Origin of the sequence: Micromonospora sp. HM134 (genome assembly GCF_007833915.1) — a bacterium.
In the GTDB taxonomy this organism is placed as follows: Bacteria; Actinomycetota; Actinomycetes; order Mycobacteriales; family Micromonosporaceae; genus Micromonospora; species Micromonospora wenchangensis.
Genome location: NZ_CP041061.1, coordinates 2,318,580 through 2,340,830, shown reverse-complemented (window position 1 = coordinate 2,340,830; position 22,251 = coordinate 2,318,580). Strand labels below are relative to the sequence as shown.

Sequence of the window (22,251 nt, the reverse complement as noted above, 5' to 3'; positions counted from 1 at the left end):
CTGCAGTGAAACGAACCGAGAGGGGCTCAGTCGTGATCGAACAGCCGGCGTACACCGGGTTCGGGTTCTCCGACGAGGAGTGGGGGCTGCTGGTCGGCCTGCCGCAGTCGGTCCTGACCGCGGCCAGCGCCGCCGAGTCGGACGGCGCCCGACGCACCCGCGCCGAGAACGCGGCCGGGCTGGAGACCATCTCCGCCGGCCGGGAGTCGGCCAGCCCGCTCGTCGCCGCCGTCGCCGGGGAGATCGTCTCCCGGGTGGGCGACCCGGAGGCCGGCGAGGAACTCCCGGTGATCTCGCCGGCCGACCCGCAGGCGCTCATCGACGACGTGCTGGTCCGGGCCGGACAGGCGGCCACCCTGCTGGCCGCGAAGGTGGACGAGGGCGAGGCCGGGGCGTACCGGCACTGGCTGGTGGAGATCGCCGACCAGGTGGTCGGGGCGGCGTCCAGCGGGGGGCTGCTCGGCCTCGGCGGCGACCAGGTCAGCGACTCGGAGCGCAAGTTCCGCGACCGCCTCTCCCAGGTCCTCAACGACTGACGTCGACCACGGCGACGGGCCGGGCCAGCCTCACGGCGGCCCGGCCCGTCGCCGTCTCGTCGGCCGGTCGGCCGTGGTCGACCCAATGTCGCCGATGGTGCGGTGTCCCGGGCACTTCGATGCCGCTGAATCGGCGAAGCAGCAAACCCGACCGCCCACCCGGACCCCGCGCGGAGCGGGCCGGTGGGGTCTTCGTCCAGAATGGAGGGGAAGTGCCCGCCGACGGGGAGGCCGGACATGGTGCACCGCACGGTGATCGACACCGAACAACTGCCGCCGACGGAACGGTTCGGGATGTGGCTGGACCTGGTCGCCCGGACCGCCGCGCCGCTGCGCATCCGCTCCGACCACCAGCACGACTTCCGGGCCCGCGCCGAGTTCGTCGAGCTGGGCCCGATCCGGCTGGTGCGCTACCGCTACCCGTCACTGGAGGCGGTCCGCACCCCGAAGCTGGTCCGGCGCACCGAGGTGGACTTCCACATGCTCGCCCTCACCACCAACGGCACCGGCGTCGCCGGGCAGGCCGGGCGGGAGAGCCGGCTCGGCCCCGGTGAATTCACCTTCTACGACGGCTCCCGGCCGCACGAGGTGAGCCACCTCGGCGACGGCAACGGCGCGGAGCACGCCGCCTCGATCGTCGCCCTGGTCCCCTACGGGGCGATCCCGCTCACCCCGGACCAGCTCGCCCCGCTGCTGGCCGGCCGGATGTCGGCAAGCGAGGGGATCGGCGCGCTGGTTGCCCAGTACCTGACCCGGATCACCACCCATCCGGAGCAGTACCAGCAGGCCGACGCCGAGCGGCTGGGCGGGGTGGCGCTGGACCTGATCTCCACCATGCTCGGCCGGTACCTGGTCGCCGAGGACGAGATGCCCCGCGAGGTACGCCGCCGGGCGCTGCTCGCCCAGGTGCGGGCGTACGTCCAGCGGCGACTGGGTGACGCCGGGCTGACCCCGGCCACCATCGCCGAGGCACACCACATCTCGGTACGCAGCCTGCACCGGCTCTTCGAGGAGGAGCACGCCACTGTGGCCTCGTACATCCGGGAACTGCGGTTGGAGCGGTGCCGGCGGGACCTGGCCGATCCCGCGCTGGCCCACCGGCCGGTGCAGGCCGTCGCCGCGCGCTGGGGTTTCCGGGACAAGGCGCACTTCAGCCGGGTCTTCCGGGCCGCCCACCAGCTCACCCCCCAGGCGTACCGGACGCTGCACCTCCAACAGGCACGGATCGACAACAGCACGGCGTCCGCAGTCAACCCGGGACCGACATACTGACAGTGGGCCGACGGTCACCCGACCGGCCGGCCCGACGGTAACGGGGGACCGCGGCGTGGCGTCCGTGACCCAGGTGGGTCACGGGCGGCCGCCCGGTGCCGCAGCCCCTCCGCAGGCGCGACCGTCGTCGCCCCGGATGGCCTCCCGGCCGCACCCGCCCCGACCCCGTCGCGCCTCCCCCCAGGAACAGCGGCGGGGTCGGTCAGGTCTCCGCCAGCAACTCCAGCACCGACCGTTCGACCTGCTCACGCGGGGCGTCGGCGGGCACCGGCAGCACCACGCCGTCGTGGTAGAGGTCGACCACCCGGGGGTCCACGTACGACGTACGGGCCACCGTGGGGGTGTTGCCGAGCAGCTCAGCGACCTCCCGCATCACCCCGGCCACCGCCCGCCGACGGGCCGTGACCGAACGCTGCGTCCCCACGGTCGCCAGCTCGGTGGCCGCCCGGACGGTGGCGTGCCAGGTGCGGAAGTCCTTCGCGGTCATCTCGCCGCCGCTGGCGTCGCGCAGGTAGCCGTTGACCTCGTCGCTGCGCACGTCCCGCCAGACCCGCCCGTCCCAGTAGCCGAAGAGCCGTTCCTCGGTGCGCCGTCGCCGCCGCAGGTCGGTCAGCACCTGGCACAGCTGCGGGTCCTCGATCCGGCGGACCTGCTCGATGCCACCCTTGGCCGGGAACTCGAAGACCACGCAGCCGCCCCGGGACCGGGCGTGCTCCGGGCGCAGGGTGGACACGCCGAAGGTGGCGTCCTCCCCGACGGCGTACTGCTCGTTGCCGACCCGGAAGGTGCCCATGTCGAGCAGCCGCACGACGGTGGCCAGCACCCGGTCCCGGTTCAGCCCCCGCCCGGCCAGGTCACCGGCGATCCGGTCGCGCAGGGTCGGCAACCGGCGGGCCACCTCCAGCACGTGGTCGAACTTCGCCTCGTCCCGCTTGCGCCGCCACTGCGGGTGGTAGAGGTACTGCCGGCGCCCGGCGGCGTCGGTGCCGGTGGCCAGGATGTGCCCGTTGGGGTATGGCGCGATCCACACGTCGGACCAGGCCGGCGGGATGACCAGCTCGCCCAGCCAGGCCAGGGTGTCCGGGTCCCGCACCCGCTCCCCGTGCCGGTCCAGGAAGGTCCAGCCCTTGCCGCGTCGGCGACGCCCGTACCCCGCCCGACCCGGATCACTGCGCCGCAGTCGCACCTCAGACCCGTACCGTTTCCTCGGCCTCGTCCACGGCGGCCAGCACCCGGTCGACCGGGAGCGCCGCCCATCTCGCCGCCGTACCTACCCCCGGCGCGACGCCGCAATCCTCGCCCGTGGCCCAGAGCACCCGGTGCCACGGCCGGTCGGCCGGCGGGCCCCAGCGGGCCGGCGGCACCGGGCCGAACAGCAGCACCGACGGGACCCGGTAGGCGGTGGCCAGGTGACCGACCCCGGTGTCCCCGCTGACCACCAGCCGGGCGGCGGCCACCAGGGCGGCCAGCTCACCCAGGTCGGTGCGGCCGGCCAGCACCGCCGACCCGGGCAGGCCCGCGCCGGCCGCCACCCGGGCGGCCAGTTCCCGTTCGCCGGCCGAGCCGGTCACCACCACCCGGTGCCCCCGGTCGGCCAGCCGCCGGGCCAGCGCGGCGAACCGGTCCGCCGGCCACCGCTTCGCCTCGACCTTGCTGCCCGGGTGCACCACGGTCACCCCGGCCGGCAGCCGGCCCGCAGGTGGCCGGTGCAACGCCAGGTCGGTGCGGTCGGCCGGGATGCCGTACCAGTCGAGCAGCCGGCACCAGCGGTCCACCTCGTGCTCGTCGTCGTCCCAGTCGGGGCCGTCGCGGTGCCCGGCGGACGGGCACCGGAAGGCCACCAGCCGGCCCGCGCCGGCCAGCATCCGGTGCGAACGCGGCCCGCGTCCGTGCAGGTTGACCGCCACCTCCGGCGGCGGCCCGGACCACGGCGGCGCGCCGGGCGACGACCGGCCGGCCGACGGGGGGACGGGCCAGGGCGGCGGGCCGAGGTCGTCGGTGGGCAGCAGCCGGTCGACCCCGCCGACCAGCTCGACCAGCGGGCCTAGCCAGGCCGGCGCGGCCAGCACCAGTTCCTCGCCCGGATGCCCGGCCCGCAGGGCACGCAGGGCGGGCACCGCCGTGGCCAGGTCACCGACGCCGAGCGCCCGCAGCACCAGGATCACGGGTACGAGGTCTCCTGCTCGGCGCAGACCACCAGTTCCCGCACGACGCTGCCGGGCGGCTGGGACAGCGCGAACATGATCGCGGCGGCGGTGTCGGCCGGGTCGTTGAGTTTCGCGTCCGGCCCCGGCCGGTACTGCGGGTCGCGGTCGTCGAAGAAGGCGGTCCGCATGCCGCCGGGGATGAGCAGGGTCACCCCGACGCTGCCGGCCAGCTCGGCGGCGAGCGACCGGGTGAACCCGACCACGCCGAACTTCGCCGCGCAGTACGCGGTGGCGTCCCCGACCGCCTTGACGCCCAGGGTGGAGGCGACCGTGACGACGTTGCCCCTCGACGCCTCCAGGTAGGGCAGCGCGGCCCGGACCACCGCCACCGTGGCGAGCAGGTCCACCACGACGATCCGTTCCCAGGTGTCGCGGGGGACGTCGGCCAGCCTGCCCGGCACGTCCATGCCGGCGGCGGTCACCACCGCGTCCAGCCCGCCGACCCGCTCGGCCAGGTCCCGGGTGGCCTCCTCGGCGGCCCGGGTGTCGGCCAGGTCGCACTCGATCCACGGCACCCCGTCGTCGGGGGGTCGCCGGTCCAGCACCAGCGGTCGTCCGCCGGCCCGCGCGACGGCGGTGACCACGGCCGCGCCGAGGCCGCTCGACCCGCCGGTGACCAGGACGGCCGGACCGGCACCGGGTGGACTGCTGCTCATCGTGCTCCCTCCGTCGTCGGATGCGCCGGGCCCACCGGGGACCCGGCGCGTTCCGGCCGGCCGGTGCGTCGGCGTTCACCCCGGGCCGCCGCGATCATGTCGGTGGTGGAGCGCCCGTCCAGGTACGGCACCACCACGCTGTCCCCGCCCCACCGGCGCAGCAGCTCGCCCTCCGGCAGGGTCGGCTCGTCGTCGACGCCGGTGGCGTAGTCCCCGCCCTTGACCCAGATGTCGGGCCGCAGCCAGCCCAGGGTCGCGTGCGGGGTGGGCTCGTCGAAGACCACCACCGCGTCGACGCAGCTCAACGCCGCGAGCAGCCGGGCCCGGTCGCCCTGCGGGATCACCGGTCGGTCGGGGCCCTTGAGGCCGGTGACGCTGGTGTCGGAGTTCAGGCACACCACCAGGCAGTCGCCGAGCTGCCGGGCGGCCTGCAACGTCGCCACGTGCCCGGCGTGCAGCAGGTCGAAGCAGCCCCCGGTGGCGACCACGGTGCCGCCGGCCGCGCGGACCTCGGCCACCACCGCGCCCGCTGCGGCGGCCCCGATCCGTTCCCCGCCGCCGACCAGCACCGGCGGGCAGTCCCGCACCGGTACGGGCAGCGCGGCGGCCACCCCGCCGTCCGCCACGTACGCCGACGCCGCCCCGACGGCCGCCTGGACCGCCTCGGAGACCAGTGCGCCCCCGGCGAGCGCCACCGCGGCGGCCGAGGCGAACCGGTCCCCCGCCCCGCAGGTGTCCCCCTCGGCGCTGACCGGCGCGGAGACCATCAGCGGCGTCGCCCCGGCGGAGCAGAGCAGCGCGCCGTCGCCTCCGAGGGTCACCACCACCGCGCCGGCCCGCCAGCGTTCCCGCAGCCCCTGGCCGGCCCGGGCGGCGACCGCCAGCCGGGACCCGCCCGGCGGCACCTTGGCCAGTTCCCGGGCCTCCGGCTCGTTCGGGGTGACCAGCCGTACCCCCGGCACCGCGACCGGGCCCCGGGGGTGCGGGTCCCAGACCACCGGGGCGCGGGTCGCGGCCAGCGCCGCCCGCAGCGCCGGTTGTCGGGCCACCCCCCGGCCGTAGTCGCTGACCAGCACCGCGGACGCCCCGGCGAGCAGCCGCAGCACCGCCTCGCCGGGTGGGCCGGGTTCCCCCGCCGCGCCACCCCGGTCGTGGCGCAGCAGCACCCGGCCCCGGGCCCGCAGCCGGACCTTCTCCGGAGTCGCCCCGGCCAGCGGCAGCCCGTACACCTGCACCCCGGCGGCGGTGAGCAGGGAGCTGAGCCGGGCCGCCCCGGCGTCGTCGGCGAGCGCGGTCACCAGCGCCACCTCGGCACCTGCGGCGGCGGCGAAGACGGCGGCCAGGCCCGCCCCGCCGGGCCGGTCGGCGGCGGCCGTCTCGTCCAGCACCGGCACCGGCGAGTCGGGGCACAGCCGGTTCACCACCCCCTCGACGTCCCGGTCGAGCAGGGTGTCCCCGACCACCACCAGCGGGCCCCTCACGCCGGGTCCCCGCGCCGTCCGTCGGCCGCCGGGTCGACGACCACCTCCACCCCGGCCCGTACCGGCCCGCCGTCGGCCACCGGCGGGCCGGGCGGGTCGTCGGCCACCGGAACGTCCGCCGCCGGGTCCACGGGCCGGGCCGGCGACGCGGCGACCTCGGCGGCCGCCGCCTGGCCGGCCAGCGCGGTCAACGCCGTGGGCAGCGCCCGGTCGACGTACTCGCAGAGCACGTGGGTGGAGACCAGGTGCAGTTCCTGCACCACCTGGCTGTCCGGCGAGGCGACGCCGAGCGCCTCGTGGCAGGCGTCGGCGAGCGGGTTCGGCGTCGGGCCGGTGAACGCCCAGCAGCGCAGCCCGGCCTCCCGGGCGGCCGCCACGGCGGCGAGCAGGTTGCCGCTGGCCCCGCTGGTGGACATCAGCAGCAGGACGTCGCCGGGACGGCCGTGGGCCCGCACCTGGCGGGCGAAGACCTCGTCGTAGCCGTAGTCGTTGCCGATCGCGGTCAGCGCGGAGGTCTCGGCGTGCAGGGCGATCGCCGACAGCGGCCGGCGCTCGTCGCGCAGCCGGCCGACCAGTTCGGCGGTGAGGTGCTGGGCCTCGGCGGCGCTGCCCCCGTTGCCGGCGACCAGCAACCGCCCGCCGCCGACCAGGATGCCGGCCAGTTCGGTGCCCCAGCGGGCCAGCAACGGCTCCGCCGCACGGTACGGCAGCAGCGCCTCGGCCAGCAGGGTCAGGTGGGCGTCGAGCAGGCCGGCCCGCGCCGCCCGGGTCGAGGTCGTCATCAGGCGACCACCCGGCTCGGCCTGCGTACGGCGGCGACCTCGGCGTACACCTCGGTCAACCGGTCGGCGGCGGTGGCCCACGAGTAGCTGCGGCGGGCCCGCTGCAACGCGGCGGTGGCATAGCCGTAGCGGCGGGCCGGGTCGTCGATCAGGCCGGCCAGCGCGTCGCCCAGCGCCTGCGGGTCCCGGGCCGGCACCAGGTCACCGGTCACCCCGTCGACCACGGTGTCCCGGATGCCGCCGACCGCCGTGCCGACGACGGGCACCCCGCAGGCCATCGCCTCCAGCGGGGTCAGCCCGAACGGCTCGTACCAGGGGGCGGCGACCAGCACGTCGGCCGACCGGTACCAGCGGCCCATCTCCTCCCGGGGCACCGCCCCGACCAGCCGGACCCGGTCGGCGACCCCGCAGGTGCGGGCGAGCGCCCGCAGCCGCCGGGCGTACGGGTCGGTCTCCAGCAGCCCGGCGGGCGGCCCGCCGACGACCACGCACTCGGCGTCGGGCACCAGCGCCATCGCCCGGATCACCGTCTGGAAGCCCTTGCGTTCCACCAGCCGGCCGACGGTGAGCACCCGGGGCCGGTCGGCGTCGCGGTCGACGGCCGGGCCGAGCGGGGCGAAGGTGTCCAGGTTCACCCCGGACGGCACGACGGTCATCCGGGACCGGGGGACGCCGAGGCGGACCAGTTCCCCGACCTCGTCGCGGCACTGGGCGATGACCCGGTCGACGGCGCACCCCAGTTCCCGTTCGTAGCCGATCCGCCGGGCCGGGCTGGTGTCCTGCACCCCCTGGTGACGCCGCTTGACCGTGCCCAACGCGTGGTACGTCTGCACCACCGGCACCCCGGTCTGCCGGCCGGCGGCCAGCGCGGCCAGCCCGCTCATCCAGAAGTGCGCGTGCACCACCTCCGGCGTCCAGTCCCCGCCCCGCCAGCGGCCGGTGAGCCAGTGGCTGAACTCCTTCATGTGCGGCAGCAGGGCGTCCTTGGCGACCGGCTCGGCCGGGCCGGCGGGTACGTGCACCACCTCGTACCCGTCCGGGGCGCGGACGGCGACCGGCAGGTCGACGGCGTCGCGTCGGGTGTAGACCCGGACGTCGTGGCCGGCCGCCACCAGCGCGGCGGAGAGTTCCGCGACATGCGTGTTCTGCCCACCGGCGTCCTCACCGCCCAGCACGGCGAGCGGGCTGGCGTGCTCGGAGATCATCGCGATGCGCATACTTCCTCCTCCAGCAGGCGGTCCCAGTCGGCGAGGAAACGGTCCAGGCTGTAACGGCCCAGCGCGGCGGTACGCGCCCCGGCACCCGCGCGACGCGCCTCGGCGGGGTCGGCGACGAACCGGGCGGCGGCGGCCAGCAGGGTGTCGATCCGGGTGGACAGCGCCCCCGCCCCTGGCGGCACCGCCTCCACGGCCTCGGTGGTGGCCAGCGCGACCACGGGCATGCCGATCGTCATGGCCTCGATCAGGCTCAACCCCAGCGAGGTCCACCGGCACAGGTGCAGATAGGCCCGCCGGCGGGCCAGCTCGGCGTGCATCCGGTGCTGCGGGACGTCGTCGTGGCTGGTCAACCGGTCGGCCGGCAGTCCGAGGTGGTCGGCGAGCCCGGCCACCTGCATGCCGTAGACGTCCAGCGGGGCGATCCCGGCGAACCGGGCCAGCAGGTCGGTGCCGGTGATCCGCCCCCGGCGTACCGGCTCGTTGATCACCACGGCGAGCCGGTCCAGCTCACCGGTCCAGGTCACCGCTGGCGGGACCACGCCGTGTTCGACGACGGCGGTGCGGGTGGTCCCGTTGTCCCAGAACAGCTCGTTGAAGTGGGTGACGTGGGTGAGCAGCAGATCGTCCCGGTCGGCCATCGGGTGCCGGGTGTTCGGCACGTCGCCCTTCGGGGTGTTGTGCTCCACGTAGACCGCCGGCACCGCCCGGCCGAGCCACTGTCTGGCCAGGTCGTACTCCTCGGGGCGTTGCAGCAGCACCACGTCGACATCGGCGTGGCGCAACTGCTGCGGGGTCACCTCGACGGCGCTGTCCGGCCACGGGTAGGTGCGCGCCCGGCCCAGCCCGTACGGGCCCCGGTCGGGGGTGACCGGCACCAGGTAGCGGTGCTTGCCGTGCACGAAGGACGTGGTCCAGGAGCCGTGCACGTGCCAGAGCAGGATGTTCATCGCCGGCTCCCCCGCCCGGCCGGCACCGGCGTCACCCCGACCGCGCCGACGGGCGGCGGCACGTCGGCGGGGACGCCCAGCAGGCGTACCGCGTCGAGGACCCGACCCGGTTCGACGGCCGACAGGCAGGGGTGGCCGGGCACCGGGCAGACCGTGGCCCGGGTGTCCCGGCAGGGGGCGGCGGCGTCGCCCAGCCGGACCGTCGGCACCCGGTAGGGCCCCCACTGTCCGTAGGGGACGGTGGGGGCGAACAGGCTGACCACCGGCACGCCCAGCGCGGCGGCCAGGTGCGCCGGCCCGGTGTTGCCGACCACCAGCGCGCCGGCGTGGGCGAGCACGGCGGCCAGGTCGGCGAGGCCGGTCCGGCCGCCCAGGTCGATGCCGGTGTCACCGGCCACCCGGGCGGTCAGCGCCGTCTCGTCGGGTCCGCCGGTGACCGCGACCCGGTGGCCGGCGGCGGTGAGCGTCCGCACGATCCGGGCCGCCAGGTCGGGCGGCACGGCCCGGCTCGGCACCGCCGAACCGGGGTGCAGCACCAGGTAGCCGGGGTCGCCGAGCCCGGCCGGCGTCGGCGGCACCCGGTCGGCGCGGACCCGCAGTCGCGGATCGTCGCCGGTGGGCAGGGCGAAACCGGCGGCGGCGGCCAGCGACAGCGCGCGTTCCGGCTCGGGCAGCCCGACGGGGACCCGGTGCCGCACGTCGAGCAGCGAGCCCGGGTAGTCGTCGCTGATCGCGCTGACCCTCGGCACGCCGGCCAGCCGCAGCAGCAGCGCCAGCGGCAGGGGCGACTGGTGGAACGAGGTGAACACGACCGCCTCGTCGGCCCGTACGGCGCGCAGCCGGTCGGTGAGCCGGTCGATGTCCGCCGGGTCGACCGGGTCGGGTGCGCCGTCGATCCAGGGCAGCGGCCACTCGACGATCTCGTCGACGCCGGGCAGCAGGGCGGCGGCGTCGCGGCCCCGGGGGCCGCAGAGCAGCACGACCCGCTCGGCGTACGCGGCGACGGCCCGGACGGCCGGGCCGGTGACCAGGACGTCCCCGGCGGAGTCGCTGCGGACCACCAGTACGGTGCCGGCCCGGTGCGGCGGTGGCCCGGCGACCAGGGCGGACCGGGTGAGGATCAGCTCCACGGCGGCGGGCAGGTCGGCGGCGACCTGCCCGGCGGCGGCCACCTCGACGGCCCGGGTGGTGGGGGTGGGCACGAGCACCCCGGCGGCGCCGGCCGCGGCGGCGGCGCCCAGGTCGGCGGCGATGTCCCCGACCAGCACGCAGCGGTCCGGGGTGGTGCCGAGCGCCCGCGCGGCGGCGTGCACCATGCCGGGCGCGGGTTTGCGGCAGGCGCAGCCGGCCCGCTCGTCGTGCGGGCAGCACTGCCAGGTGTCGAAGGGGCCGAGCAGGTCCTCGACCCGCGCGTTGACCGCCCGCAGCTGGGCGGCGGTGAACAGCCCCCGGGCCAGCCCCGACTGGTTGGTGACCACACCGAGCCGCAGCCCGGCGGCGCGCAGCCGGTCCAGCGCCGCCCGCGCACCGGGCACCGGGCGTACCTTGTCGGGGTCGCCGTTGTACGGCACGTCCTCGATCAGGGTGCCGTCCCGGTCGAGCAGCACCGCGTCGTACAGTGCGCGGCCGCCCCGGCCAGTGACCGGATCAACCCGGCCTGACCTGCGCTGATACGGCTCCGCGTCCCGTCGCACGGGCGGCGGGTTCCCGAGGCCCCGGGGAGTAAACCTGGCCCTACCGGGCGGTACGCCGCCCGGCCCGCTCCCCGGCACGCGCCGTCGACCCGCCCGCGTCGGTGCAGCGTTACCCGTCGGCCCGGAGAAGCTAACGCGGCGGGTTAGGCCGGGCGGGCCCGGGTACTGCTCAGCGGTGGCAGCCGTGGAGAAAGTGATCGATGCACCCCCGCAGCAGGTCTTCGACGTGCTGGCCGACGGTTGGACGTACAGCGACTGGGTGGTCGGCACGGTGCACGTACGCGACGTCGACGCGCAGTGGCCCCGGGTCGGCACCCGACTGCACCACCGGGCCGGTCCCTGGCCGTTCTCCCTGGAGGACGCCTCGACGGTGCTGGTCTGCGAGCCGCCGCACCGGCTGGTGCTGCGGGCCGGATTGTGGCCGGCCGGGGAGGCGGTCGTGGTGTTCACCCTGACCCCGACCGGGGACGGCGCGACCCGGGTCCGCATCGGCGAGGACTTCGCCGCCGGCCCGTTGCGCTGGGTCCGCAACAAGCTCAACGACCTGGTGCTGCACCAACGCAACCGGGAGACGCTGCGCCGGCTCTCCGACATCGCCACCCGGCAGAAGGCCGACGCGCGCACCGAACGGTGACCGGACGGTCGCGGGGAGCCTCGGCGGGGGTCCGCCGGGCTTTTGGCTACCCTGTGGGGGAATGCCGACCGCGACTGAGGATGTCCGAGATGATCGAACCCGTGGAGCTGCCGTCACCGTGGCGGGACGCACGCCTGACCGTCGTGGTCCCCACCTACAACGAGGCGGGCAACCTCCCGGTGCTGGTCGACCGGCTGCTGGCCCTTCCGCTGCCGGGCCTGAAGGTGCTCGTCGCCGACGACAACTCGCCGGACGGCACCGGTGAGGTGGCCGACAAGCTGGCCATCGAGAACCCGGACCGGGTGCAGGTCGTGCACCGGGCCGGCAAGGAGGGCCTGGGGCGGGCGTACGTGGACGGCATCGGCCGGGCCCTCGACGACGGTGCCGAGTACGTGGCGCAGATGGACGCCGACCTGTCGCACCCGCCGGAGGCGCTGCCGGGGATGCTGGGCGCGCTGCTGTCCACCCGGGCGGGGGTGGTGATCGGTTCGCGGTACGTGCCGGGCGGGCAGCTCGACGAGGCGTGGCCGCTCTACCGGCGCGCACTCAGCGGCTGGGCCAACCTCTACGTGCACACCCTGCTGCGGGTGCGCATCCGCGACCTGACCGCCGGCTTCAAGATCTGGCGGGCCGACGCGTTGCGCGACATCGGCCTGCACCGGGTGCAGTCGAACGGTTACAGCTTCCAGGTGGAGATGCACTACCTGGCCACCAAGCTGGGGCACACCATCCTGGAGGTGCCGATCCGGTTCGAGGAGCGGCGCGACGGCATGTCCAAGATGACCACCGCGACCAAGGTGGAGAGCGCGCTGATGCCGTTCAAGCTGCGCACCCGGCACCGCAACCTGGACTCCTGACCCCGTAACGGGGTCGTGGGTGGACGGTTCAGCGGTAGAGCGTCCGGTGCGCGGCGTCGATGACGCCGGCGTACACGCCGCCGGTGACGGCGCGGTCGCGGGCCAGCGCCGCCCGGGCGGCGTTCGCGCCGGGCGCGCCGTGCACCCCGCCGCCGGGGTGCGCCGACGCGCTGGCCAGGTAGAGCCGGTCGACCGGGGTGTCGGCCCGGCCCAGGCCGGGGATCGGGCGCAGGAACAGCTGCTGGTACGCCGCGGCGGTGCCGCCGCCCAACGCCCCGCCGACCAGGCTCGGGTCACCCTGTTCCAGCTCGGCCGGCCCGGCGACGTGCCGGCCGACGACCAGGCCGCGGAACCCGGGGGCGGCGGCCTCCAGCACGTCCTCCATCCGCTGCACCTGCCGGGCGATGTCCTCGGCCCGCCAGTGCCGCCGGAACGGCAGGTGGGTGTACGCCCACAGCGACTCGGTGCCGGCCGGCGAGTGCGTCGGGTCGGCGGTGGTCATCTGCCCGGCCAGCAGGAACGGGGTCGTCGGGATCTCACCCCGGGCCAGTTCGGCGGAGTAGCCGGTGAGCCCGTCGAGGTCGGCGCCCAGGTGCACGGTGCCGGCGCCGGCCACCGCCGGGTTGGTCCACGGCAGCGGGGCGGACAGCGCCCAGTCGACCTTGAGGGTGGAGCCGTCCCAGCGGAAGTGGGCCAGGTCCTCGACCAGCCGGGGCGGTAGCTGGGCGGCCCCGACCAGGTCCAGGTAGAGGGCGGGGGCGGGCACGTCGGCGAGCACCGCCCGGCGGGCCCGCCACAGCTGTCCGTCGACGGTGCGGACGCCCATCGCCCGGCCCCGGGCGGTCAGCACCCGGTCGACCTCCGCCCGGTAGCTGATCCGGCCGCCCCGTTCGGTGAGCCGGGCCACCAGCGCGTCGGTGATCCGCTGCGCGCCGCCGACCGGCACCGGCCAGCCGATCTGTTGGCCGAGCATGGCCAGCAGCCAGCCGTACACGCCGGAGCCGGCCTCCTCGGGGGACAGGTCGGTGTGCAGGGCGCAGCCGGCCAGCAGCGCGGGGCCGCCCTCGCCGGTGAACAGTTCCGCGCCGAGCTTGCGGACCGGCAGGACCAGGCGGCGGGCCAGCCGCAACGCGCCGCCGACCCGCAGTTGGCGTAGCAGGCCCAGCCCGCCGCGTACCGGGGGGAACGGGGTGGTGATGGCGTCGAGCATCGGCCCGGACACCTGCGCCCAGTCGGCGTACGCGTGCCGCCAGCGGTCCCCGTCGCCGGGGGCGAACGTCTCCAGCGAGGCGGCGGTGCTGTCCAGGTCCCGGTTGATCACCGCGGCCCGCCCGTCGGGCAGCAGGTGGGCCAGCACGTCGGGGGCGTGCGTCCAGGTCAGCCCGTGGCGGGGCAGGTCGAGGCCGGCCAGCACCGGGGAGGCGTACCCGAGGGGGTAGAAGGAGCTGTACAGGTCGCTGAGGTAGCCGGGGGCGGTGACCTCGGCGGAGCGTACCGCCCCGCCCGGCGCGCCGGTCGCCTCCAGCACCAGGACGTCCCAGCCGGCGTCGGCGAGCAGGTTGGCGGCCACCAGGCCGTTGTGTCCGGCACCGATGACGACGGCGTCCGCGGTGTCCGTGCCCGGCGAGATCATCAGATCCGGCTACCCGGCCGGCAACCGGGCGAAACGCGTTTGCTTCGGCGGGAGCGGGGCATCCCGCCGCATGTACCGGGTGGAGCAACTCATCGGTGGGGTGTGGGGCGCGGGCGGGGCGGGCGGTGAGCTGACCGTCCTCGATCCGGCGGACGGCAGGCCGGTCGGCACCGTGCCGGTGGCGACGGCGGACGAGGTCGCCAAGGCGGTGGAGGCGGCGCGGGAGGTGGCCGCCGAGTGGGCGGCGACGTCGGCGGCCGGGCGGGCGCACCTGTTGCACGAGGCGGCGGACGCGGTGGCGGCGGCGGCCGAGGAGTTGGCCGCCGCGACGACGGCGGAGATGGGCAAGCCGCTGGGCGACGCCCGGGGCGGGGTGGCGGCCGGCGTCGGCACCCTGCGCCAGTACGCCGAGCTGGGCCCGCTGCGCGGCGGCCGGACGCTGCACGGCGACGGCGACGCGATCGACTTCATGCTGCCGCAGGCGCGGGGGGTGGTGGCCGCGATCACCCCGTGGAACGACCCGGTGGCGGTCTCCTGCGGGCTGCTCGGCGCGGCCCTGGTCACCGGCAACGTGGTGCTCTACAAGCCGAGCGAGCGGACCCCGGTCACCGGGTGGCTGCTGGCCCGGCTGTTCGACGGGGTGTTCCCGGCGGGGGTGCTGTCCCTGCTGACCGGGGGCGCGGAGGTGGGCGCGGCGCTGGCCGCGCAGCCGGTGGACGTGGTGGCGCACGTCGGGGCCACCGCGACCGGCCGGGCGATCGCCGCGGCCTGCGCCCGGACCGGGGCGAAGGCGCTGCTGGAGAACGGCGGCAGCGACCCGCTGGTGGTCGACGCCGGGGTGGACCCGCGCTGGGCGGCCGAGCAGGCCGCCCTCGGGGCGTTCGCCAACGCCGGGCAGCTCTGCGTGGCGGTGGAACGGATCTACGCGCACCGCGACGTCGCCGAGGACTTCGTCGACGCGCTGGTGGAGCGGGCCGGGGCGCTGGTCGTCGGGCCGGGCCGGGACCCGGCGACCGAGTTGGGCCCGCTGGTCGACCGGCGGCACCGCGACCAGGTGCACGGGCAGGTCACGGCGGCGGTGGCACAGGGGGCGACGCTGCGCGCCGGTGGGGTGCTGCCGGACGGGCCGGGGGCGTTCTATCCGGCGACGGTGGTCACCGACTGCCGGCACGAGATGACAGTGGTCCGGGAGGAGACGTTCGGGCCGGTGGCGGCCGTGGTGACGGTGGACTCGTTCAGCGAGGCGCTGCGGTGTGCCGCCGACTCGCCGTACGGGCTGGCGGCGACGGTGCTGACCGGGTCGATGAGCCACGCCCAGCGGGCCTGGCGGGAGCTGCCGGTGGGCACCGTGAAGGTCAACGCGGTGTTCGGGGGCGCGCCGGGTGGTGCCGCGCAGCCGCGCCGGGGCAGCGGCCAGGGCTTCGGGTACGGCCCGGAGTTGCTGGACGAGTTCAGCACGGTCAAGGCGGTGCACCTGCAACCGCCGGCCGGCGGGCACTGGTGAACCGGGGCCGCCCCTGACCGGGGCGGCCCCGCGTTCCGCGCGTACCGCCGGTCAGTCGCCGCGGGCCTTGCGGGTGGCCCGGTTGTTGGCCTTCTCGATGGCCTTGACCAGTTCCGGCTTGGTCATCCGGCTGCGGCCGGGCACGTCCAGTTTCTTCGCCACCTGCATCAGGTGGTCCTTGGTGGCGTTGGCGTCCACCCCACCGGCGGTGGGGGCCCGGCGGGCGGGGCCGCCGCCTTCGGCCTGCCGGTCGCTGGGCCCCTTGCGGCCCTTCGGTTCCCAGTGGTCGCCGACCTTCTCGAAGCTGTGCTTGACGGCGGCGAAGGCGGCGCGGTGCGCCCGCTCCCCCTCGCCGTAGGTCTCCACCGCCGAGTCGTGCGTCTTCTCCCAGGTGCGCTGCGCCTTTTCCGGGGAGCGTCGCAGCGTGCTGGGCAGTACCTCGCGCCCGGGCATCCCGTCCTCCTCCGCGTCGACTTCGTCTGGCTGACCGAACGGTTCCCTGCGCCGGCACCGGCAAACGCCGACGTCGGGTTTGTCGATTTCCGCCGTCGGGTACCGCCCCGCCCAGACGCGCGCCGGACGCCGGGTCCGCCGGGTCGTCGGGCGACGAGGAGCCGAGCATGGCAGCGACGACGGAGCCGGCCACGGTCGCCGGTGGCGGGTCGGAAATGCGCGTGCCCCGCCGGGTACGCCAGTTGAGCTGGTCGACCTGGCGCGGGGTGCTGGTCCGCAGCGGCCGGAGCTTCGTGAAGGACAACTGCGCCGACTGGGCGGCGGCGTTGACCTACTACGGCGTGCTCGCCCTGTTCCCGTCCACGGTCGTGGTGGTGGCCCTGGTGGGGCTGGTCTCCGACGGCGAACGGACGGTGGACACCGTGCTGGACCTGGCCCGCGACATCGGGGCCGGCTCGGTGGTCGGCAACGAGGGTTTCGTGTCGGCGGTGCGCACCGTGGTCGACCAGCAGAGCGGGACGAAGGTGCTGCTCAGCTTCGGTCTGCTGGGCGCGTTGTGGTCGGCGTCCGGGTTCATCGGCGCGTTCACCCGGGCCTCCAACGCGATCTACGGGGTCGAGGAGGGTCGCCCGTTCTACCGGCTGCGCCCGTTGCAGATCGGGTTGGCCGGGTTGTCGCTGCTGCTGCTCGCGGTGGTGGCGCTGGGGTTGATCGTCAGCGGCCCGGTGACCGACGCGGTGGGCGACCTGGTGGGTGCCGGCGGGCTGGCCCGGACGCTGTGGAGCGTCGCGAAGTGGCCGGTGCTGGCGCTGGTGATGATGACGCTGTTGTCGCTGATGTTCTGGATCGCCCCCAACGTCCGGCAGCCCCGGTTCCGCTGGCTCACCCCGGGCGGGGCGGTGGCGTTGCTGTCCTGGATCGTCGTCTCCTTCGGCTTCGGCCTGTACGTGGCCAACTTCGGCTCGTACGACGTCACCTACGGCAGCCTGGGCGCGGTGATCGCCTTCCTGGTGTGGCTGTACCTGTCGAACTCGGCGCTGATGTTCGGGGTGCAGATCAACGCGGAGTTGCAGCGGGGGCGTCGGTTGCAGGCGGGCGAGGACGACCCGGGTGAGCCGGTGCTGCCGCCGAAGGCCACCGCCGGTTCGTGACCCGTCGGGTCCGGCGTCCGGGCCGGTGTTTCCCCGGGGCGGGCGCGGGTAGCACAACAGGCATGGAACGTGGCAGCAGCAAGCACGCACCGAGGGTCGATGACCAGATGAGCCAGGAGGTCAGCGGCCTCGTCCAGGGGTCGGGGGCCGGTGGCTCGCGGGTCGAGGAGTTCCGCGAGGCGGAGCCGGCCGGCGAGGACCAGCCGGGGGCGACCACGGCACCGGCGGGCGACCTGCGCACCGGCACCCCGCAGGGAATGAGTCCGCAGGACGTGGAGGCGCGCAGTCGGCTGGGTCGGTTCATCACGATGACGGCCCTGCCCGGGGACCGGCTGACGCTTGTCGCCAACGCCCGGGAGAACGACGCGCCCGACGACCTCGTGGCCGCCCTGGAGCGCCTGCCGGAGGGCACCCGTTTCCAGACGATTTCCGAGGTGTGGGCCGCACTCGGGCACCGGAACGAGACGACGCGTTGGTGACCGGATCGGCCCACGATCCGGATGAGCACCAGCGGCCAGAGGAGGATTTCGCATGAGCGGCGTCATCGAGCACGTGGACGTGTCGGTACCGGTACGGACCGCCTACGACCAGTGGACCCAGTTCGAGGAGTTCCCCCACTTCATGGAGGGGGTGCAGGAGGTCCGGCAGTTGTCGGAGACGATGACCCACTGGACGGTGGAGATCGCCGGGGTCAAGCGTGAGTTCGACGCCGAGATCACCGAGCAGCTGCCCGACGAGCGGGTGGCCTGGAAGTCGACGGGCGGCACCCAGCAGGCCGGTGTGGTGACGTTCCACCGGCTCGACGAGGACAACACGCGGGTGACCCTGCAGATGGACTTCGAGCCGCACGGCGTGGTCGAGCAGGCGGGCGACAAGCTGGGTGTGGTCGACCGGCGGGCGAAGGGCGACCTGGAGCGGTTCAAGCAGTTCATCGAGCGTCGCGGTCAGGAGACCGGGGCGTGGCGCGGGTCGGTCGACCGTCCGCAGCCCTGATCCCCTTCTCCCCCGACACGGACGCACCGCCCCGACGGCCGCCGGTTTCCCCGGCGGCCGTCGCCGGTCCGGGGTCCGACCGTTTGCGATCATCGGGTCGGGGTACCGCGAAGGTATGACGGACAACGACGGCAGGGTGTGGCGGGACGAGCAGAGGACGCCGCTGGAGGAACTGGACCGGGCGATCGCCCGGTCTACCATCGACGGGCAGGCCGACGACCCGACCGGCAACGACGCGGGCGAGGAGGCCGCCTTCGGGCACGGCCCCGAACCGGTGGACCGGGGTGCCGGCCCGCAGGCCGAGCGCCGGGAGATGACCGACACCGAGCGCGCCTACCGCCCCTCCACGACGGGCCGTACCGGGCCCGACACCATGTGACGTGCCTCGGCGTCGGCGGCATGGGGCGGATGATGCGGTGTCCCGGTCGATCGGACACCGCATCATCGGCGCAGAGGCCCGATCGGGCGGCGACGGCTCAGCCCGATCGGGCGGAAACGGCTCAGCCGGCGGGCGGCGCGGCGGTCCGGCGGGCGGCGGCCGCGTGCGCCACCAGCAGCGCCACCGCCAGCACCGTCAGCACCGGGCCGAGCAACCGCACCGACGTGTCGCCGAGCAGCACCCCGAGCCCGGCCGGGATGAGGGCCGCCCCGATCCCGGCGGCGCCGATCTGCACACCGATCACCCGGTCGGCGTGCTCACGGCCGACCCGTTCCGCCGTGCTCAGGGTGAGCAGCGGGAACACCGGTGCGGCGGCGAAGCCGAGCACGACCAGGCCGAGCACCGTCACCCAGCCCGGGGCCGGCAGCGCGATCAGCGCCGCCCCGACGGCCATCCCCAGCAGGCTGCCCCGCAGCACCCGGGTGGTGCCGAGCCGCTCGGCGACCAGCCCCTGCACCACCCGGCCGACGAACAGGCTGCCCCAGTACCCCGAGACGCTGAGCCCGGCGACCGCGTCGGGCAACCCCCGCCCCTCGGTGAGCAGCAGGAACGCGTAGAGCCCGGCGGACACCTCGATCGCCACGTAGACGGCGAAGGCGAGCGCGCCGAACCAGACGGCGGGCAGCCGGAGGGTTTCCCCGATCCGCACCCCGGCCGGCACCGCCGCGTCGTCGACCGACCCACCACGCCCGGCCCCCGTCGCGTCGTCGACCGACCCGACACGCTTGGCCCCCGCCGGCCCGTCGACCGGTCCGGGGCGGCCGGCCGGTGCGACGACGGTGTCGTCGGGCCGCGCACCGACCGTGCGGTCGACCGGCGCGGAAGGCGGCGGGCCGCCCGCGCGGTCCCGCCACGCGCCGACGGTGAGCGCGAACGCGGTGGCCAGCGCGAGCTGGGCGGCGGCGGTGACCGCGTACCCCCAGCGCCAGCCCGCGCCGGTGCTCAGCATGGCGGTCATCACCAGCGGGCCGATGGCCACGCCGAGGCCGAAGAAGGCGTGCATCCAGTTCATGTGCCGGGGGCCGAACGCCCCGGCGGCGTACGCGTTGAGGCCGGAGTCGATCGCCCCGGAGCCCAGGCCGAGCACCAGCGCACAGCCGATCAGCACGGTCAGCGCCGGTGCGCTGGCGTAGCCGGTCAGCGCGAGGCTGGCCAGCAGGGTGCTGCCGGCCAGCAGCCGGCCCACGCCCAGCCGGGCGAGGGTGAACCCGGCCAGGACACTGGAGGTCAGGTACCCGATCGTGCCGGCGGTGAGCACCAGCCCGACCGCGCCGGTCGGTACGCCGAACTCGGCGCTGATCGAGGGCCAGCCGACGCCGAGCAGGCCGTCGGGCAGGCCGAGACTGACGAAGGCGAGGTAGGCGAGCAGGAGCAGGGAGGTACGGGGCGGGGCGACGGACACGGACGCTCATCCTGCCGCATCACCGAGAACGGGTCGACGTGATTGTCGCCTCCCCCGAACCGGTGGTTTGGAACGCCCGGACGGGCAGTAAACCGGACAGGTCGTCCAGAATCCGCCGTTCGGCTGACGGTAATCCGAACGGGTCGCGCAAGACTTTCGGGATGCAACAGGGCTCCGGTTTCCTCACCCCTCGTCAGCGTCGCCTGGCTTGGCTCGGCTTCCTGCTCGCCGCCATCCAGGCCCCGGTCTCCGCCAAATTCTCCTCCGACGACTCGTGGCTGTTCAGCCTCTGCGTCGCGCTCATGGTGGCCACCGTGATCATCGCCGACGACGCCGGCCGTCGTCGCCCGGCCGACGCCACCTCCGCGGACTGACCCGCACAACGGCCCCCGTCAGGGGGTCGGGCCGGGGAACTCCCGCTGCGGGCAGCTCAGCGGGCGCGCCGGGTCGACCCGGTGCAGGGCGTACGCGGTGCCCTGGGTCGGGACGTGCGTGCCCGGCGCGCGGTCGCCGATCTGGATCAGGGCGTGCCAGCCGGTGCGTTGCGCGGTGTACCGGGTGCAGCCGTCGATGACCTCGGTGTGCTGCCGGGCCGCCACGGTGGCCCGGCCCTGGACGAAGCTCGTCGGGTCGGCCGGGTCGCTCTCGGCCAGCAGCAGCGAGGACGCGGCCGTCGTGGTGTGTGCCCAGAACGACTCCCCCGCCGTCAGCCAGAGATCGGCGACGGTGACCACGTCGTGGTCGACCAGGCTGGAGAAGGTCAGGTCGGGGTCGGACGCGCCCGTGGTGCCGGAGTGCGTCACCGGCGGCAGGGTGATCGTGGTGGTGTCCGTCCGCTGCTGCACCCAGTACACGCCGGGGGTGTACGCGCTGACCACGGCCGTGTAGGCACCGAACGGCCGGTGTCCGGCCGTGGAGTCGACCACCACGAAGTCGGTGCGGCCGAGCCCGTAGACGCTGGTGGCGAGCGTGCTGCCGGCGGCGTCGCGCAGGGTCAGGTCCCAGTCGGCGGTGGCGGCGGGCTGGACGGCGACCACCGACCAGTGCCGCTGGTAGGTGCGGTAGGTGTAGTCCTGCGCGGTCCGGGCGATCTGCACGTCGCCGTCGCCGAGCGCGGTGCCGGCCACGGCCGCCCCGGGGTGGGCGAGCGGCACGGTCAGGGCCAGGGCGACGGTGCCGGCGAGGCGCGCGGCGAACCACCGGCGGGCGGAACGGGACAGGGCCATCGGTGGGATTCCTTCCGGGTGGGATCTGGACTGTAGCGACGCCAGCCCGTCCGGGGCGTCGTCCCGCGCTGTCGGATATCGGCCCCGCCGCAGCGGCCACCGGTGTGCGACCTTGTCGGCATGCCGCACACCCGGCACCGGGCCCGGCACCCGCCGCGCCCCGGTCGCCGTACACCGGCACCCCCGACCCCGAGGAGCGCCGACCGTGACCAGACGACCGACGGTGTGGACGTGGCTGCTGAGCCTGCTGGCGGTGGTGGCGCTCACCCCGACCCCGGCGTCGGCCGCGCCGCCGGTGGGCGAGCGGGACGCCCGCGACCTCGCCGCCGTCCGCAGCGCCGCCGCGCAGGCGTCGTGGTCCACCGGCCCGGTCGCGCCCGGCGTCACCCAGGGCTGGGTGTGGAACAACGCCAACCCGCTGAACGCCGCCTACCAGGTGGGGCTGTCCCCCACCGGGGCCGGTGACCTGACCCCCTGCCAGTTCGAGGTCACCCGGACCTGGTACTCCCGGGAGCCGGGCGGCGAGCGGCGGTTCCACTTCGTGGTCCGCAACAGCGGCACGATCACCTGCACGGCCACCGTCCTGCTGTCCTGGCTGACGCCGACCCACGACTGGTCGACCGGTGCGCTCGCGCCCGGGGCCAGCGGCAACTACGGCTGGGTGGAGCAGATCCCGCCCACCGTGTCGTACCTGCTGGGGTTGACGCCGACCGGGGCGACCACGACGGCCGCCTGCCAGTTGGAGATCACCCGCAGCTGGTACCGGCAGGAGCCGGACGGGGTACGCAAGTTCTACTTCGTACTCCGCAACATCGGCACGATCACCTGCTCCGGTCAGTTCCAGCTCGCCCAGACCGACCCGTCGGCGTCGTGGTCGACCGGGACGCTCGCCGTCGGGGCCTCGGCCACCTGGACCTGGAACAACGCCAACCCGCTGAACGCGGTCTACCTGCCCGGACTGGCCCCGACGGGGGCCGGTGGCGGCACCGCCTGCCAACTGGAGGTGACCCGGAGCCGGTACGTGCAGCGGGCCAACCCGGACGGCTCCCGGCAACGGCAGTACGTGCTGACCGTCGGCAACGTCGGGCAGTTGCCGTGCGGCGGCACCGTGCTGCTCGGGTCACTGACCCCCTGACGGCCGGGGGCGGATTCCGACGCCGCGTCCCG

Annotated in this window: 23 protein-coding genes; 11 read left to right on the top strand and 12 right to left on the bottom strand. The window is 75.4% G+C overall.

From position 1 onward, the window contains the following. Positions 1–32 precede the first annotated feature (32 nt). Together FJK98_RS10460 and FJK98_RS10455 are read left to right on the top strand one after the other, a co-directional pair. Entirely contained in the window at positions 33–536 is a 504-nt protein-coding gene (locus FJK98_RS10460; protein WP_145918845.1) for a hypothetical protein, read from the top strand. A gap of 237 nt (positions 537–773) precedes the next feature. Beyond that, positions 774–1,808, top strand: coding sequence for a helix-turn-helix domain-containing protein (locus FJK98_RS10455; RefSeq protein ID WP_145918844.1), 1,035 nt, complete (start codon positions 774–776; stop codon positions 1,806–1,808). A gap of 202 nt (positions 1,809–2,010) precedes the next feature. Here the strand turns inward: FJK98_RS10455 and FJK98_RS10450 are convergent, their stop codons facing one another. The 8 genes from FJK98_RS10450 to FJK98_RS10415 are packed head-to-tail and all read right to left on the bottom strand — an operon-like array spanning position 2,011 to position 10,792. Next, positions 2,011–2,994, bottom strand: coding sequence for a DNA topoisomerase IB (locus FJK98_RS10450; protein ID WP_145918843.1), 984 nt, complete (start codon positions 2,992–2,994; stop codon positions 2,011–2,013). A gap of 1 nt (position 2,995) precedes the next feature. Next, on the bottom strand, positions 2,996–3,973 hold the full coding sequence (locus FJK98_RS10445; RefSeq protein WP_145918842.1) for a glycosyltransferase family 9 protein: 978 nt from the start codon (positions 3,971–3,973) through the stop codon (positions 2,996–2,998). After that, positions 3,970–4,671 carry an SDR family oxidoreductase gene (locus FJK98_RS10440; protein ID WP_145918841.1) on the bottom strand — a complete coding sequence of 234 codons (702 nt, stop codon included), beginning with the start codon at positions 4,669–4,671 and terminating at the stop codon, positions 3,970–3,972. Before FJK98_RS10440 ends, FJK98_RS10445 begins: the two co-directional genes overlap by 4 nt. Then, positions 4,668–6,152 (bottom strand): PfkB family carbohydrate kinase, encoded by a 1,485-nt coding sequence (locus FJK98_RS10435; RefSeq protein ID WP_145918840.1) that lies wholly within the window; start codon positions 6,150–6,152, stop codon positions 4,668–4,670. Before FJK98_RS10435 ends, FJK98_RS10440 begins: the two co-directional genes overlap by 4 nt. Then, entirely contained in the window at positions 6,149–6,934 is a 786-nt protein-coding gene (locus FJK98_RS10430; RefSeq protein WP_145918839.1) for an SIS domain-containing protein, read from the bottom strand. The genes FJK98_RS10435 and FJK98_RS10430 overlap by 4 nt, the downstream gene beginning before the upstream one ends. Continuing rightward, positions 6,934–8,151, bottom strand: a complete 1,218-nt coding sequence (locus FJK98_RS10425; protein ID WP_145918838.1) for a glycosyltransferase — start codon at positions 8,149–8,151, stop codon at positions 6,934–6,936. The genes FJK98_RS10430 and FJK98_RS10425 overlap by 1 nt, the downstream gene beginning before the upstream one ends. Then, the gene (locus tag FJK98_RS10420) at positions 8,136–9,098 is read right to left on the bottom strand and encodes a glycosyltransferase (RefSeq protein ID WP_145918837.1); all 963 of its coding nucleotides are present in this window, start codon (positions 9,096–9,098) and stop codon (positions 8,136–8,138) included. The genes FJK98_RS10425 and FJK98_RS10420 overlap by 16 nt, the downstream gene beginning before the upstream one ends. Next, positions 9,095–10,792, bottom strand: coding sequence for an HAD-IIIA family hydrolase (locus tag FJK98_RS10415; RefSeq protein ID WP_145918836.1), 1,698 nt, complete (start codon positions 10,790–10,792; stop codon positions 9,095–9,097). Before FJK98_RS10415 ends, FJK98_RS10420 begins: the two co-directional genes overlap by 4 nt. A gap of 184 nt (positions 10,793–10,976) precedes the next feature. Here FJK98_RS10415 and FJK98_RS10410 point away from each other — a divergent pair, with 184 nt between their 5' ends. Together FJK98_RS10410 and FJK98_RS10405 are read left to right on the top strand one after the other, a co-directional pair. Next, complete coding sequence (locus tag FJK98_RS10410) at positions 10,977–11,426, top strand: SRPBCC family protein (protein ID WP_309236825.1); 450 nt, start codon at positions 10,977–10,979, stop codon at positions 11,424–11,426. Between the two features lie 89 nt (positions 11,427–11,515). Beyond that, entirely contained in the window at positions 11,516–12,283 is a 768-nt protein-coding gene (locus FJK98_RS10405) for a polyprenol monophosphomannose synthase (RefSeq protein WP_145918834.1), read from the top strand. A gap of 28 nt (positions 12,284–12,311) precedes the next feature. Here the strand turns inward: FJK98_RS10405 and FJK98_RS10400 are convergent, their stop codons facing one another. After that, positions 12,312–13,916: an NAD(P)/FAD-dependent oxidoreductase gene (locus FJK98_RS10400; RefSeq protein ID WP_145918833.1), complete on the bottom strand. Its 1,605-nt coding sequence runs from the start codon at positions 13,914–13,916 to the stop codon at positions 12,312–12,314. Between the two features lie 70 nt (positions 13,917–13,986). On the opposite strand from FJK98_RS10400, the gene FJK98_RS10395 reads away from it, so the two are divergent. Beyond that, the gene (locus tag FJK98_RS10395) at positions 13,987–15,420 is read left to right on the top strand and encodes an aldehyde dehydrogenase (RefSeq protein ID WP_145918832.1); all 1,434 of its coding nucleotides are present in this window, start codon (positions 13,987–13,989) and stop codon (positions 15,418–15,420) included. 51 nt (positions 15,421–15,471) lie between these two features. Here the strand turns inward: FJK98_RS10395 and FJK98_RS10390 are convergent, their stop codons facing one another. Further along, the gene (locus FJK98_RS10390; RefSeq protein WP_145918831.1) at positions 15,472–15,873 is read right to left on the bottom strand and encodes a ChaB family protein; all 402 of its coding nucleotides are present in this window, start codon (positions 15,871–15,873) and stop codon (positions 15,472–15,474) included. A 167-nt stretch (positions 15,874–16,040) separates the two neighbouring features. On the opposite strand from FJK98_RS10390, the gene FJK98_RS10385 reads away from it, so the two are divergent. From FJK98_RS10385 to FJK98_RS10370, 4 genes are all read left to right on the top strand, one after another. Beyond that, complete coding sequence (locus FJK98_RS10385) at positions 16,041–17,024, top strand: YihY/virulence factor BrkB family protein (protein ID WP_145918830.1); 984 nt, start codon at positions 16,041–16,043, stop codon at positions 17,022–17,024. Positions 17,025–17,086: 62 nt separating this feature from the next. Then, a complete protein-coding gene (locus tag FJK98_RS10380) occupies positions 17,087–17,503 on the top strand; it encodes a DUF2795 domain-containing protein (protein WP_145918829.1) in 417 nt (138 codons plus the stop codon). A gap of 52 nt (positions 17,504–17,555) precedes the next feature. Further along, a complete protein-coding gene (locus FJK98_RS10375) occupies positions 17,556–18,017 on the top strand; it encodes an SRPBCC family protein (RefSeq protein WP_145918828.1) in 462 nt (153 codons plus the stop codon). Positions 18,018–18,132: 115 nt separating this feature from the next. Beyond that, entirely contained in the window at positions 18,133–18,396 is a 264-nt protein-coding gene (locus tag FJK98_RS10370) for a hypothetical protein (RefSeq protein ID WP_145918827.1), read from the top strand. A 121-nt stretch (positions 18,397–18,517) separates the two neighbouring features. Here the strand turns inward: FJK98_RS10370 and FJK98_RS10365 are convergent, their stop codons facing one another. Then, positions 18,518–19,858 carry a sugar MFS transporter gene (locus FJK98_RS10365; protein ID WP_145918826.1) on the bottom strand — a complete coding sequence of 447 codons (1,341 nt, stop codon included), beginning with the start codon at positions 19,856–19,858 and terminating at the stop codon, positions 18,518–18,520. A 161-nt stretch (positions 19,859–20,019) separates the two neighbouring features. Between FJK98_RS10365 and FJK98_RS10360 the strand changes: the two genes are divergently transcribed. Beyond that, positions 20,020–20,232 carry a hypothetical protein gene (locus tag FJK98_RS10360; protein ID WP_145918825.1) on the top strand — a complete coding sequence of 71 codons (213 nt, stop codon included), beginning with the start codon at positions 20,020–20,022 and terminating at the stop codon, positions 20,230–20,232. A gap of 18 nt (positions 20,233–20,250) precedes the next feature. Here the strand turns inward: FJK98_RS10360 and FJK98_RS10355 are convergent, their stop codons facing one another. Next, positions 20,251–21,084 carry a hypothetical protein gene (locus FJK98_RS10355; RefSeq protein ID WP_145918824.1) on the bottom strand — a complete coding sequence of 278 codons (834 nt, stop codon included), beginning with the start codon at positions 21,082–21,084 and terminating at the stop codon, positions 20,251–20,253. Positions 21,085–21,289: 205 nt separating this feature from the next. Between FJK98_RS10355 and FJK98_RS10350 the strand changes: the two genes are divergently transcribed. After that, positions 21,290–22,219, top strand: coding sequence for a hypothetical protein (locus FJK98_RS10350; protein ID WP_145918823.1), 930 nt, complete (start codon positions 21,290–21,292; stop codon positions 22,217–22,219). The last annotated feature ends 32 nt before the right edge of the window (positions 22,220–22,251 follow it).